We start from the raw sequence: 12995 nt of genomic DNA, 5'->3' as shown, positions 1-12995 counted from the left end.
TTGCGGCCTTCGCGGCCTCAGGCCCAATCGCCGTGTCGCATTGGGAAATCAACCGGTTGCGCGGGCTTGGATCTCGGTGTCGGCGAATGCCGCGACCAGTCGGGCGGTCGTCGCGATCACCTCGTCGCGTACGCGCCTGTCCTCCAGTACGGCGGTGCGCAGGACGATGCCGAAACACGCGCTGATGATGGTGATGGTCAGCACGTCGTACTCGTCGTCGTCGCCGGGTCCGAGAGTTTGGATGATCTGCATTTTGACCAGCAGGCGTAGGCGTACTTCGAGCTCGGGCATGCCGCTGCTGTAGAAGTTCAACCCGGCTATCAGCGCGCGTACGAGTGGGACGTCGGTGACCATTTCGTCGACGATGGCCGCCAAGACGCCCGAGACGAGTTGTTGCACCGGGGTGTGGGAGAGGTCGTGGACGCGTTCGGTGAAGCGTCGTTCGATGTTGTTCTGGATGCGGGTGAGAAGTTCTTCGACGATCGTCGCCCGGTCGGGGAAGTATCGGTAGACGGTGCCGATGCTGACCCCGGCAGCGGCGGCGATGCGGTTGGTGGAGGTGTCGGTGATGCCGCGTTCGCCGAACAATGCTGCTGCGGCGTCGAGTATGTCCTCGCGTGTTGCTTTGGCGCGGTCTTGGGTGGGGCGCCGTCGGTTGTTCGATTTGGGCGGCACCCGTATCCTCCTCGAGCCCGGTGGCGATCTCAGCGTCGGCAAGTCTAGTGACGGTGATGATTGCCTGAAATGGGGCGAGGACCGGAATCCACGCAAGCTCCACGGTGGCCGGTCACGACCCCACCCGACGTTCGGTGACCATTCGCCGACCGGTAGAGGCAGGTCTCGCTGTGCCCGGTTCGAAGTTGCCAGAAGCTGACGACGGCGCGGACACGTCACTCGATTCATCCCCTCTGGGTGATGTTTCTCGCGGTCCCGACACCGACGATGGATGCGGCCGACCCTCACCGGATCATCTGCAATGGAGGCGTAATGAGCGTGTTGTCCAGCGATCTGCGAACCTTGAGCTACGAGGCGTATGTCTACCTGTACTCGCTGGTGACGATGGATGTCACTCGCCGTCAGCAGACGAACTCCCCGGTCGGTTCGACCCCGGGCTTCGGACCGCCGAACCAGTTCCACCACATGCTCGAATTGCCTGATGTCGATTTCCGCGCGGTCGTCCGTCCGAACTTCGACACCCTCTACTCGTCGGCGTGGCTGGACCTCACCGACGGTCCGGTCCAGATCCACATTCCCGACAGCCACGGCCGGTATTACATGATGCCGATGCTCGACGCCTGGACGGATGCGTTCGCCACCCCCGGCAAGCGCACGACCGGCACCGAAGCCCAGGACTATGTCGTCGTCGGGCCGAGCTATCGCGGGCAGGTGCCCGCGGGCATCCCGGTGATCGAGGCGCCGACCCCGATCGTGTGGGTGATCGGGCGAACTCAGGCGAACGGCCCCGACGACTACACATCGGTCAACGAGTTCCAGGCCGGACTACAGATCACCGAACTCGGCGACCGGCCGCCCTTCACACCCGATCCTGCCCTGGTCAGCGAGATCGAACCGCTCCGCAGGGTCAACGAGATGACCCCGACGGAGTTCTTCGGCCACGCTGCCACCGTATTGAAGACGGTGCCCGCTCACCCGACCGACTTCTCCATCCTCGCCCGGATCTCACTACTCGGTATCGTTGCCGGCCAGGACTTCGACGCGAATCGGTTCTCCACCGCCGAACTCGCCGAGATCGACGCGGGCGTCAGTGCCGCGCGCACCGACCTGCTCGCCGCACGAACCACGATGATCCCGCCCACCGACGGCTGGATGAGCGTCCTGTCCACCATCGGCGTCTACGGCAACGACTACTTCCGCAGGTCGGCGGTCACCCTGGTCGGGCTCGGTGCCAACCCCGCCGAGGACGCGATCTACCCGCTGCTGGTTCGTGACGCCGCGGGCAACCCGCTCGTCGGCGACAACGATTACATGCTCCACTTCGATGCCGGGAAACTGCCACCGGTCGGGGCGTTCTGGTCGGTCACGATGTATGACCTGGAGGGTTTCCAGATTGCCAACGAACTCGACCGCTACGCCCTCGGCGACCGCGATCGGCTGAACTACAACGACGACGGATCGCTCGACATCTACATCTCGCACAAGAACCCTGGCCCGGACCGCGAACCGAATTGGCTGCCCGCGCCCACCGGCCCGCTGGGCATCACCCTGCGCCTCTACGCGCCCGCCGCCGAAGCCTTGGACGGAACCTGGACCCCGCCGCCGGTCCACAAAACGTCATAACAGCGCCTTCACCCGTGCCGGGTGCCCGCACCGCGACAACGGCGGGGGGTGTGCGGACGAGGGTGAGTCGCGCGCCCTCACCGTCGTGCCGTGCGGCTCGGGCACAGAGGGCCGACGACCATCAGGCCCCGCGCTTCCGCTCGTCGGATCGACGTGACTCCGGAAACCTCGGGGCCGCCCTCGACCGACACCACGCCGCCGTCACCTATGAATCCGTCCGCGCCTACGCATTCGCCGCCGAGGACCGGCACCTCGGCCTCCACGACCGATCACCGGCCGCACCGACCCCAGCAGCGACAGGCCAGATCAGCGCCACCGCCAACCACAAGCGCACCCGCCGCGGCAACATCGGCTACTGGATTCTTGATCGCCACCGCGGCCTCGGCTACGCCAAATCCGCGGTCGCCCTGCTCACCGAACTCGGCACTGAGCTCGGATTCATCCGCCTGGAGGCTCTCATCGAGCCCGGCAACACAGCGTCCCAAACCGTCTGCAACACTTGCGGATTCGTCCGCGAAGGAATGCTGAGCCGCTACCACCGCATCGATGGGTCAACCGCGACATGATCATGCTCGCCCGGATCCTCCCAACCGAGCCCAACAGTTCCACCCCCTCATCAGACTCAGCGAATCCGCACGTGGCCAGATACTCCGACATCTGATGCGCCTCCCCGCTCGCTGTGAGCCGATCCTCGCCAGCAATCTGGCAGAACCCGACGGCAACAACTGCCATCAACTTGACGCACCCCAGTTCGCGACCGAGTCACTGCGTCACATCAACTGGCAGCGGAGCCCCTGACCGCGAGGCCCCGAGGCAGCTGTCAGGGGATTTCGGCGCGAATCGCGGAAGCCATGACCGTGCGGACCGGCACCGCCGGGTCATCGGTGATCCGGGTCATTCCGGCGAGACCGACACCGAGCATCAGCAGGCGGGCGGCGGCCGCTCGCGCCTGGGTCGCATCGGCGACGGCACGCGACAGCACGGTCGTGAGGACGTCGGTCAATTGCGTGAGGGTTTCGACATAGCTGCTCGCGACCGGGCCGCGCAGTTGGGCGTGCGCACCGGCCTCGGCCCAACGAGCCAGTGCGTGACCCTCGCCGTCGCCGACCAGGTCGGAGAAGAACAGTGTCAGCGCGGCGGCCGGCTCGAGGTCGAGGATTGCGTGCTGGTAGGCCGCTATCTCGTGGGCCGCGTACTGCCGCCACGCATCGGCGGCGAGTTCGTCGGTCGAGGAGAAGTGATGGTGAATCTGTCCTTGTGAGCCGCCGAGCTCGCTCGCGACGGTGCGCGCCGTCACCGCGCTCAGTCCATCTCGTGCCACCACCGCGGCTGCCGCCTCGACGATCGATTGACGGCGCGCGGCGCGGGCCAGATAAGCCATCGATCTCTCCATCGCACGTGTCGTTCGGCCTCGGACACCGAACGTCAGGGTGCGATCGTACGCGAGCGGGAAATGGACTGGACAGGCAATTTGTACATGGGTACAAATTGGCTATGTCCATTGCAATCCGCCCCTTGTCCACCCCAGACCTCGACCGCGCCGCGCAGGTACTCGGCGAGGCCTTCGTCGACTACCCCTGGACGAATTGGTGCGTCGCGGAAGACGATCACCTACAACGCATCTCGTCGCTACAGCGCATCTATCTCGAGCACATGGCGCTTCCGTACGGGAGCGCCTACATCGACACCACCGGCCATGGCGTGATCGCTTTCCTGCCGCCCGACACCCCAGCGCCGAGCGCGGCGGTGTCGGCCGAAATCGCGGACCTGCACGGCGACCGACTGGACCACCTGATGGCGGCCGAGGAACGAATGTCGACGCTGCCGGTGCCCGACGGCGCCTGGCTGTTGGCCACCATCGGTACCACACCACAATCCAGGGGGGCCGGCCTCGGCACGGCGCTGATGAAACACGGCCTCACCGAACTCGATCGAGCTGGACATGCCTGTTGGCTGGATACCTCGACCGAACGAAACCTCCCGCTGTATCAACGATTCGGGTTCTCGGTGGTCGACCACATCACGCTCGATGGTGGCCTGTCCGTGTGGCGAATGCACCGCCGCGGGGCCTAGCGAGCCGTGCCAGGCGAGGCCGATGTCGCAGTACGGGTCGCGGGATCACCCAACAGCCGCGACCCTGCTCGTTTCGGAGCTGTGTGTTGTCAGGGCAGCGGGCGTAGGCCGATGGCTGTTCGTGCGCTGACGTAGACGAGGCGGTCGTCGGGCTGGGACAGTGGCGTGCCGTTCGCGGTGAGGGCGTAGGGGTCTGAGTGGATGGCGCGGAAGGGGATGTCCCATAGTGGGTCGCCGGTGGTGGGGTCGAGGGCGGTGAGGCCGGTGGGGTGGGTGATGACGATCGAGTCGGTGGTGGTGGCGACGGTTTCGATGGGGGTGGAGTGAGGGCGTTGCCAGCGGCGGTGGCCAGTGTGCATGTCGAGAGCTGTCAGCGTTTGGGCTTCCGGGTCGGCCAGGAGGGCAGTGTCGTCGACGACGGCCACCAGGGTCGAGGTGGAAGTGGCCTCCAGGTCGGGGGAGGTCCACACGGTGGCGCCCGTGCGGCGGTCGTAGGCGTGGTTGCCGAGGACGACGGGGATCGTGTCGTCGGCGGGGTGATCGAGCAGGGTGCGGCCGGGGGTTTCGGTCGTCGGCAGTGGCTTGCCGCTGCGGTCGAGGATGTCGGTGCCGGTGTCGCAGGAGACGCGCCGCACCAGCGCACCCGCGAGGGCGCTCGACCAGCCGCAGCCCATGCGGGTGGTGGTCCAGGTGGTCGCACCGGTGTCGAGGGCGAAGCCTGCCAGGTCGCTGCTTAGCGCGAGCACGCCCTGGCCGTGCGTGACGTCGATGATGATGTCCATCAACACGTCCTCCCAGGCGCCGCCCAGCGCGAATTGGGTGGTCCAGAACCGATCCGGGTCCTGCAGCGTGCCCGCTCGCACCCGCACGTCATCGTCTTCCGCATTGCCCTCCACCAGATACACCCGGTCCTGGGTGGCGGCGATCGCGAACGGAGACCAGTCGATCGGGGTGCGTGTCGATTGTCCCGTGGACAGGTCGTAGCCGACGACGGCCGTACCGTCGGCGCTGAACCCCGTGAAGCACACCAGGTGCCCGTCGACGGGCACGTCGGCGCAACCACCGAGATCGGCGGCGGGCGCACGCCAGCGGATGCTCCCGTCGTATGCATCGATGCCGTACAGGGTCGAGGCGTCCTCGGTGCCGACCACGGTCACCAGGATGTCGTCGGTCGCGACGAAACCGGAGCTGCCGGAATCGAATTCGGTGCCGAACACCGGCGAGCGGAAGACCGCATCTGCTGACCCGGACAACTCGGCCGCGCTCACCGACCAGGCCAAACCGGGTGCGGCACTGTTGGTGCCGGTGATCTTGCGAGTGGTATCGGCGGGTTGCGACAACACCACCACCGCCCCGATGCCGGTGACGAGCGCGGCGACAGCGGCGACGATCAGCCCACGTAGCCCCGGCGTTGTCACGGCGTCACCGAACCCGGTGCGAGAGCGATCTTTTCGAGATGTTCGAACGGCATCGGTGACGACGGCCGTTCCGCTCGGCAGGTGACGTCGATGCGGGTGCCGTCCGGTTTGGTGAGAACGACGGTCCGCACGAATTCGTCGGCGGTGCGCCCGGATTGATCGGCGGTGGTGAAGTAGTCCTCGCGGGTTTCGATCACGGTGCCGTCGGCGCTGGTCCGTGTGGAGCCGCCATGCTCGGGTTCAGTGTTCGGCATCGGTTGTCCTGAGGCGATCGACACGGTCAGCGTGGATGGCTTCCCCGGCGTCGTGACCCGAACCGTCTGACACAGCCCGCCCCGACCGAAGTCGTCGGGTCGCATGTCGCCGAGCGGGCGGTCCGTGCTGATCCCGTCGAGCGCACCGGCCAGCGCCGCGTTCACCCGTGCTGCCACCGCTTCGTCCAGTGTCGGCGAATTGTCCACTCGCACATGACAAGGCGGCGGCGGTTCGATCGTGCCCGGCGGAATCGGATCGCCGACACCGAGCCCGTCGGCGAGCACGATCGCGACCAGCTCGTCCTTGGTGAGCGGTACGGTTCCGGTGGGCATCGACCCGGACGGCGCGTCGGTGGCGATGACCATGATCCGGCTGCCGTCGGGACGATAGGCTTGGGCGCTGCGTGACAATGTCCGGGTACCGTCGAGCTCCTCCCAGGTGTCGTGCAGGTCGACGGTCGAACCGTCCGGCATGGTTCGTCGCTCGTCGAGCCAACCCGCCGTGCACGCCGGGACCGGTTCTTCGGACTGCTCGACGGTGACCCACAGCGACCCGGCACCCGCGCCGCGCCGCAGGTCCGCTCCCGCACCAGTGAATCCACCGAACGGGCTGTCGGGTTCCCCGAGGATCGGTTCGAACAGCAGTGATCGGTCGGGCGACCCGAATCCGACCGTCACATCGGTCGGCAGCGCGGCACGCAGCGCCGTCGACATCGCGACAGCCTTCCGTCCGGAGAACCACGGATAGGCTGGATTGTCGTATTCGCCGGGGCCGAAAACCGCGCCGTACGTCTCGTCGGACGACGGCGCTTCGACACTCGAACAGCCCGGAATCTGCGTCGGAAACGTCACCGACGGTCGAACCCGGACCGGCGTCGGCAGCTCTGCCTCGGGCGTGACGGAAACAGTGGTGGTGGGCGGCGCGGTGGTGAGCTCGGGTTCCGGCTCGTGCAGAAGCCCTCCGACGATCACCCCACCGGCCACCGCCGTGAAGCTCCACAGGGCAACGGTCCACCCCGTTATCGCGCGTGTAGGCGTCTTGTCCGGCATCCGGCCTCCTCGGGAACGGCTCGGACAATACGCGGGCGCTGTCCGGATGGCTCAGAGCGTAGAAGATTCCGGTTCACCCTGTCCCGGCCCGATGAGCTCGTACAGGCACAGGTGATCGAGGTCTGTGGCAACAAATGGACAGTCGCGTTCATGGCTCGGCGGCGCGGTGTCGGCTGGGAGTCCGTCGCCGGGTGCGGGGATCCGGGATCGGGTGGACCGACCAGATGGTCGTGGACGTCACTAGCCTGGTTGGGTGGGAGCAATGGAGTTCGGTGGCACCGGATGGGATTTCGCGAGGCCGTCCGAGGGTGGGCGTGTGGGAGCAGCGATCCTCGGCTTCCGCATCGGGCAGGGCTTGGACCTGCGCGTCGCGGCGGCGCCGGCGGTCACCGTGGTGATCCACTTCGGAGATACCGAGCTCGTGGTCGACGATGGCGTCGGGCGGCAGAGGTTGACCGGACTCGTCGCCGGACCCGCGCTCGCGGCGATGCGCGTTCGTTGCGCGCGAGCCGAGTGTATCGAGATCCGTATGTCGCCGGTGCGCGCCTATTCGCTCTTGGGCGTCAGCCCGCGTGATCTGGGTTCAGGCGTGGTCGGTGCCGAGGAGCTGTGGGGTCGACCGGCTCGCCATCTGCGGGCCGCACTTGCCGCTGCCACGGATTGGGATGAGCGGTTCTCTCTGACGAAATCGTTTCTGGCGCACAGTGATCTGCGCCGCGTGCCGGATTCCGAAGTGGTCGCCTCTTGGAACGACATACTCGCCGCCCGTGGGCAGGTACGCGTCGCCGACCTCGCCCAGTCGTGCGGGTGGAGCCGTAAACGTCTTTGGTCGAGGTTCGAGTCGCAGATCGGCTTGACCCCCAAACGTGCGGCAATGCTGGTCCGATTCCGCTGTGCGGTAGACGGTTTGCTGGCGGGTCGGTCCGCCGCCGAGGTCGCCGCGGATGGCGGCTACGCAGATCAGGCGCATCTGCACCGTGACGTGTCCATCTTCGCAGGCAGCACACCCGGGGTGCTCGCCACGCGTTATCTGCCGGATATCGCGCGCTACCGCCACCGGGCGTGGGGAACATTTTCTCAATACTCGACGGGTCCGCTCGGCCGATAGTGGTGTTCGCCTCAGCCGAGGCGACGACCGCGAGAGGACATCTGCCATGAGTAATTCTTTTGATCCCGACGAACTACAGGCCGCACTCGAGGCGGTGCATCGCGCCGGAGTGCCGGGAGTGTTCGCCGAAGCGCGAGCCGGTGAGCAGATCTGGCGCGGCGCTGCGGGGGTCGCCGACCTCGCCACCGGTCGTCCGGTGACGGCAGATATGCGACATCGTGTCGGCAGTATCACCAAGACGTTCACCGCCGCGGCCGTGCTGCAGCTGGTCGAAGCCGGCGAGATCGGGCTCGATACGCCGATCGGCCACTATCTGCCGGATTTGGTCCCGGGTGAGCGCGGCGCGGCGATCACGGTCGAGATGCTGATCAACCACACCAGTGGTCTCGCCGAATACCTCCCACACGCCTACCCGTCGCTGGCCGCGTTCCCCGATCTGGCGAGGACGACACCGAAAAGCTTGGACGACAACAGGTTCAGCAAGTTCAGCTGGGACGAGCTGATCGGGTTGGGCGTCGCCGCACCCGCGGTCGGTGTCCCCGGCAAGCCGCCAGGGGTGTACTCGAACACCAATTACCTGCTGCTGTGTCGGCTGATGGAGTCGGTCACGGCGACTTCGGCGGAGAAGTTCATCACCCGAAATGTCATCGAACGTGCCGGTCTTCGCGATACCGAACTGCCCGCTGGTCCCGAGATCGACGGGCCGCATTCCCAGCATTACGAAGCGTGGTTCGGCATGATCGACCCGCCGCGCGACTACAGCGTTTACGACATGTCGTGGGTGGGCCCGTCGGCGTCCCTGATCTCGACCGTCGCCGACCTCAACCGGTTCTTCGATCTGCTCCTCGCCGGTGAGATCATCAGCCGCGCGATGCTGGAACGGATGCAGCGTACGGTCGCGGTGATCTCCTTCGAAGGCAAGACCGTCGACTACGGGCTTGGGCTGCACCGGATGGAGGTTCCAGGCCGTGGCACCTTCTGGGGTCACGACGGCTCGGTCTGGGGTGGTGGCGCCATCTCACTGACCAGCGCCGACCGAACCCGCCAAGCCTCTGTCGCGCTGAATCTCCAGCGCTGGAACACCTTGGCGCCGTCGGGCCGCCCACAACCGCACGCGATCGATGACGCTTTCGCTGCTCTCCTGCGAACACTGACCGGCGGACGCCCCGGGTCGTCACCGCGCTGAAGGTGCGAATCATGGCAGGGGTCACCGCGCCGCCGCACGTCGCGGAGTCGGCTGCGCGGTGGCGCGGTGATGCGGTGTTTACGCCTGGATTCATGGCGTTCACCGGCCGGATCGGCGACGCCGACCGGCACGCCCATGCCGCGGTCCAGGTGTTGTTCGTCGCCCGTGGTGGCCTCGTTCTCACCGATGCGCAGGGGCAGGCAACGCACGCCACGGCGGCGATCATCCCGCCCGGTGTTGTCCACCAGGTCACCGCGGAACCCGGAACATCCGGGTTCGCGGCCTTCCTCGATCCCGACTCCGCCACCGCGCGCGCCGCGCTGGCCCGTTTGGCCGGCTTGCCCTTTGAAGCCGCCACCAGTTGGGTCACCGCGGCATCCCCGCGTTCACCCGAGAACTCGCTCGATTCGCTCGGCGCTGCACGGCGGCGCTCGCATCCGGCGGTCGCCGACGCACTGCGCGTCGCGGCCGGTTGGCCAGGGGGACCACCGTCGTTGGTCGAACTCGCTGCCCGGGTGGGGATGTCGGCGAGTCGGCTCGCGCATGTGTTCACCGCCGAGGTCGGCTCGGGATATGCGGCGTGGCGGCGCTGGACTCGGCTGCAGCGCGGTTTCACGGTTGTGCGCGAGGGCGGTTCGCTGACCGAGGCCGCCTACGCGGCCGGGTTCGCCGACAGCGCACACCTGACCCGTACGTGTCGGGAGTTGATCGGTATCACCCCGACCGAAGCACTCATCGCCACCGGATGGCGTTCGCCACCGGCACAGGTCAGCTGATTTCTTCAAGCCGATACAGGTACCGGGGCGCGACGCTGAATCCATGTCCGCACTCGTTGCTTCACTCATTCGCTACGGCTACGCCCCGTTGATGCTGATCGGCATCAACGGGGCGGGTATCGCCGTGGCCGCCACCGGCGCCCACAAACTTTGGCTGCTCGCCTTGCTCGGCATCGCTGTCGCTGTGTCGTTCGCCGCCGAGGCGCTCCTGCCGTACCGGGCGGATTGGAATACCTCCCACGGTGATTTCGGCCGTGACACCGCGCACAGTGTCGTCAACGAAACCGTGGTCCTGGGCAGCGTCGCCGCTATCCCGGTGCTCGCCGCGGTGATCCCCGGCGACGGGATCTGGCCTGGCAGTTGGCCTTTCGTCGCCCAGGTGCTGGTCGCGATCCTCGTCGCCGACTTCGGGATCACTCTGGCGCATTACGCGAGTCACAAGGTCGCGATCCTGTGGCGCTTCCACGCGGTACACCACAGTGTGCAACGGTTCTACGGGCTCAACGGCCTCATGAAACACCCGCTGCATCAGACCATCGAGATGACCGCCGGAGTCACCCCGCTGCTGGCGGCGGGGATCCCCGTCCCGGTCGCGGCGGCATTGTCACTGGCGGTGGCGGTGCAACTGCTGCTGCAACACTCCAATGCCGACTATCGCGTCGGCCCCTTGAAATATGTTCTGGCGCTCAACGAAGGCCACCGCTTCCACCACCTCAAATGGGCAGGCATCGGTGACGTCAACTTCGGGCTGTTCACCCTCGTCTGGGATCACCTGCTGCGCACCTACAGCTACGACCCGGGCCGACGGTTTTCCAGCGCCGATCTCGGTATGGCGGCCGAACCCGACTACCCCAGCGGCTATCTCGCCCAACTCGCGAAACCGTTCACTCGCTGAGCAGCAGACAGCGTGACCGCGACCTCTGCGCGGGGTCGGACAAACTCACCCGCAGGGTGGAAGGGCGATCCGTGCTGCGGGCGAGTCTGTTCGCGGCGTTGGTACCGGCCGCCCGAAGGCTGCGTCTGTGACGATACGAATCGTGCGGGTTGTTGCAGGTGACCTGGTCCGTATATTGCGAGAGTTCACATCGGATCAGCCCTTGCTTTGTCTCTGAATCGAATCCGATCGCGAACATGATCTGCCGGTATGGCATGGGCGAAGGTGTAATTACCCAGTAGGCGCTGGGAGATTCTCAAGAATTTTTCCTCGAAGCTGTGGAGTTTCCAGACATAGTTTTCCGAGCGATCGAAGCGGCGTCTACTGGATTGACCCGCCATCCGGAAACTCCGATGTTGCCAGGCCTGTACGGCGGGAACCGCGAGGAGGATCGAATGAACGACAACGCCGTCTTCGTCGTCGACCGGCTGCAACTCGTCGGCATCCTGAGCGCCGCCCGTGCCAGAGCGCTCGACATCGCCACCGCGCACGGTCTCCGGATCGTGCATACCATCGTCGAACCGGATATGGACCTCGAGTCGTTGCTCGACTACATCGAGACCCACCAGATCGCCGTGGCCATCACTCCCACGTATCGACATATTCAGAACAACCCGGCATGGGTGCGAACCCGGTGCGATCTGATCACGACGGATCCGCCGTCCTACCAGCGCCGTCAACAACGGCTGGTCGTCTCCTGAATCGCCGACGCGGGCGCGAATCGCAAGGAAACATGCAAGACAACTCGGGTGACCCTGTCGAATCTCTCAGGTCCGGCAATCCCGACAATCAGGCTGCACGTGCACACCAACACCGTCGACTACCGGCTCAGGCAGCTGGTCAAAGTTGACCGGAAACTGGTCCGCGGGCCGCGTTCGTTTGTCCCAGACGTTCTTCTACACCGCGCCACCCGCCGAGCGCGAGTACGGCGGCGCGTAAGGACTATGCCGAAACACGCACTGATGATCGTGATGGTCAGCACATCGTGGTGGACGAGAACCTGCCGGTGAACATCCGCGCTCTTGGAGCCCCGGGTGTGGCCCGGTGTCGGGTATCCGCCGATGAACCTCGAGTACGGACCTGTGCTGACGCGACGGTCACCCGTGACACTCGACCTCCGCCCGACCCCTGACCGCTCAGCCGCCGAGGGTGTCGGTGAGCGTGCCGATCGCGTAGGTCACTGCCATGGCCAGTGCGCCGCCGACGACGACCCGCAGCACTGCTCTGCCTCGCGCGCTTCCGCCGAGTCGCGCGCTCAGCGACCCGGTGAGCGCGAGCGCTACGAGTACTGCCACGAAGGTCACCGGCACCCGCCACTGTGCCGGCGGGAGCACGATCGCCAGCAGGGGGAGCAGTGCTCCGCAGGTGAACGCGATCGCTGAGGAGCCTGCGGCGGCCCATGGATTGGTGAGTTCGCTCGGGTCGAGTTTGAGTTCGGCTTCGGCGTGGGCGGTGAAGGCGTCGTGGGCGGTCAGTTCCTCGGCTACCTTGCGCGCGGTTGTCGGGCTCAGGCCCTTGGCCTGGTAGATCTCGGTGAGCTCGGCCAGTTCGTAGTCGGGGAAGTCGGCCAGTTCCCGCCGTTCCTTGGCCAGCAGCGCCTTCTCCGAATCGCGTTGAGTGCTCACCGATACGTACTCACCGGCCGCCATCGAGATCGCGCCCGCGACGAGTCCGGCCACGCCCGCGGCGAGGATCGTCGTGCTGTCGTTCGTTGTCGCCGCGACACCGACCACCAGTCCGGCGGTGGAGACGATGCCGTCGTTGGCGCCGAGTACCCCGGCGCGCAGCCAGTTCAGCCGGGAGGCGAGGCCCTCGGCATGGGGTTCGTGCGGGTGGGTGTCGGTCGGCGAGTCCTGCACCCGATCAGCCTAAACGAGCTCGTCGCACCGCTGGTTCAC

General features: G+C 66.3%; 13 protein-coding genes. 8 read left to right on the top strand and 5 right to left on the bottom strand.

Features of this window, described 5'->3' with window-relative positions:
• Positions 1-48: 48 nt before the first annotated feature.
• Positions 49-675: a TetR/AcrR family transcriptional regulator gene (locus NCO8_RS11605; protein WP_067638858.1), complete on the bottom strand. Its 627-nt coding sequence runs from the start codon at positions 673-675 to the stop codon at positions 49-51.
• Positions 676-987: 312 nt separating this feature from the next.
• Between NCO8_RS11605 and NCO8_RS11600 the strand changes: the two genes are divergently transcribed.
• Both NCO8_RS11600 and NCO8_RS11595 read left to right on the top strand, forming a co-directional pair.
• Positions 988-2298 carry a DUF1254 domain-containing protein gene (locus tag NCO8_RS11600; protein ID WP_067638856.1) on the top strand — a complete coding sequence of 437 codons (1311 nt, stop codon included), beginning with the start codon at positions 988-990 and terminating at the stop codon, positions 2296-2298.
• Between the two features lie 62 nt (positions 2299-2360).
• Positions 2361-2864 carry a GNAT family N-acetyltransferase gene (locus NCO8_RS11595; RefSeq protein ID WP_067638854.1) on the top strand — a complete coding sequence of 168 codons (504 nt, stop codon included), beginning with the start codon at positions 2361-2363 and terminating at the stop codon, positions 2862-2864.
• 254 nt (positions 2865-3118) lie between these two features.
• Here the strand turns inward: NCO8_RS11595 and NCO8_RS11590 are convergent, their stop codons facing one another.
• Entirely contained in the window at positions 3119-3679 is a 561-nt protein-coding gene (locus tag NCO8_RS11590) for a TetR/AcrR family transcriptional regulator (protein ID WP_067640017.1), read from the bottom strand.
• A gap of 113 nt (positions 3680-3792) precedes the next feature.
• Between NCO8_RS11590 and NCO8_RS11585 the strand changes: the two genes are divergently transcribed.
• On the top strand, positions 3793-4371 hold the full coding sequence (locus NCO8_RS11585; RefSeq protein WP_067638852.1) for a GNAT family N-acetyltransferase: 579 nt from the start codon (positions 3793-3795) through the stop codon (positions 4369-4371).
• A gap of 89 nt (positions 4372-4460) precedes the next feature.
• Here the strand turns inward: NCO8_RS11585 and NCO8_RS11580 are convergent, their stop codons facing one another.
• Together NCO8_RS11580 and NCO8_RS11575 are read right to left on the bottom strand one after the other, a co-directional pair.
• Entirely contained in the window at positions 4461-5789 is a 1329-nt protein-coding gene (locus NCO8_RS11580; RefSeq protein ID WP_067638850.1) for an outer membrane protein assembly factor BamB family protein, read from the bottom strand.
• On the bottom strand, positions 5786-7093 hold the full coding sequence (locus tag NCO8_RS11575; protein WP_084456933.1) for a hypothetical protein: 1308 nt from the start codon (positions 7091-7093) through the stop codon (positions 5786-5788). The genes NCO8_RS11580 and NCO8_RS11575 overlap by 4 nt, the downstream gene beginning before the upstream one ends.
• Positions 7094-7409: 316 nt before the next feature.
• Between NCO8_RS11575 and NCO8_RS11570 the strand changes: the two genes are divergently transcribed.
• From NCO8_RS11570 to NCO8_RS11545, 5 genes are all read left to right on the top strand, one after another.
• Entirely contained in the window at positions 7410-8201 is a 792-nt protein-coding gene (locus NCO8_RS11570) for a helix-turn-helix domain-containing protein (RefSeq protein ID WP_245655318.1), read from the top strand.
• Positions 8202-8247: 46 nt separating this feature from the next.
• The gene (locus NCO8_RS11565; protein ID WP_067638845.1) at positions 8248-9387 is read left to right on the top strand and encodes a serine hydrolase domain-containing protein; all 1140 of its coding nucleotides are present in this window, start codon (positions 8248-8250) and stop codon (positions 9385-9387) included.
• A gap of 11 nt (positions 9388-9398) precedes the next feature.
• Positions 9399-10163, top strand: coding sequence for a helix-turn-helix transcriptional regulator (locus tag NCO8_RS11560; protein ID WP_067640015.1), 765 nt, complete (start codon positions 9399-9401; stop codon positions 10161-10163).
• Between the two features lie 43 nt (positions 10164-10206).
• Positions 10207-11058 carry a sterol desaturase family protein gene (locus tag NCO8_RS11555; RefSeq protein ID WP_067638843.1) on the top strand — a complete coding sequence of 284 codons (852 nt, stop codon included), beginning with the start codon at positions 10207-10209 and terminating at the stop codon, positions 11056-11058.
• 434 nt (positions 11059-11492) lie between these two features.
• The gene (locus NCO8_RS11545) at positions 11493-11798 is read left to right on the top strand and encodes a hypothetical protein (protein ID WP_157104883.1); all 306 of its coding nucleotides are present in this window, start codon (positions 11493-11495) and stop codon (positions 11796-11798) included.
• Positions 11799-12233: 435 nt separating this feature from the next.
• Here the strand turns inward: NCO8_RS11545 and NCO8_RS11540 are convergent, their stop codons facing one another.
• Entirely contained in the window at positions 12234-12956 is a 723-nt protein-coding gene (locus NCO8_RS11540) for a VIT1/CCC1 transporter family protein (RefSeq protein WP_067638838.1), read from the bottom strand.
• Between the last annotated feature and the right edge of the window lie 39 nt (positions 12957-12995).

Source organism: Nocardia coubleae NBRC 108252 (assembly GCF_001612805.1).
Lineage (GTDB): Bacteria > Actinomycetota > Actinomycetes > Mycobacteriales > Mycobacteriaceae > Nocardia > Nocardia coubleae.
This window is presented reverse-complemented; position numbering and strand designations above follow the sequence as displayed.

Coding starts and splice junctions, on each gene's coding strand:
- NCO8_RS11600 (WP_067638856.1), top strand. CDS start 988: ATGAGCGTGTTGTCCAGCGATCTGCGAACCTTGAGCTACGAGGCGTAT.
- NCO8_RS11590 (WP_067640017.1), bottom strand. CDS start 3,679: ATGGCTTATCTGGCCCGCGCCGCGCGCCGTCAATCGATCGTCGAGGCG.
- NCO8_RS11585 (WP_067638852.1), top strand. CDS start 3,793: ATGTCCATTGCAATCCGCCCCTTGTCCACCCCAGACCTCGACCGCGCC.
- NCO8_RS11575 (WP_084456933.1), bottom strand. CDS start 7,093: ATGCCGGACAAGACGCCTACACGCGCGATAACGGGGTGGACCGTTGCC.
- NCO8_RS11565 (WP_067638845.1), top strand. CDS start 8,248: ATGAGTAATTCTTTTGATCCCGACGAACTACAGGCCGCACTCGAGGCG.
- NCO8_RS11560 (WP_067640015.1), top strand. CDS start 9,399: ATGGCAGGGGTCACCGCGCCGCCGCACGTCGCGGAGTCGGCTGCGCGG.
- NCO8_RS11555 (WP_067638843.1), top strand. CDS start 10,207: ATGTCCGCACTCGTTGCTTCACTCATTCGCTACGGCTACGCCCCGTTG.
- NCO8_RS11545 (WP_157104883.1), top strand. CDS start 11,493: ATGAACGACAACGCCGTCTTCGTCGTCGACCGGCTGCAACTCGTCGGC.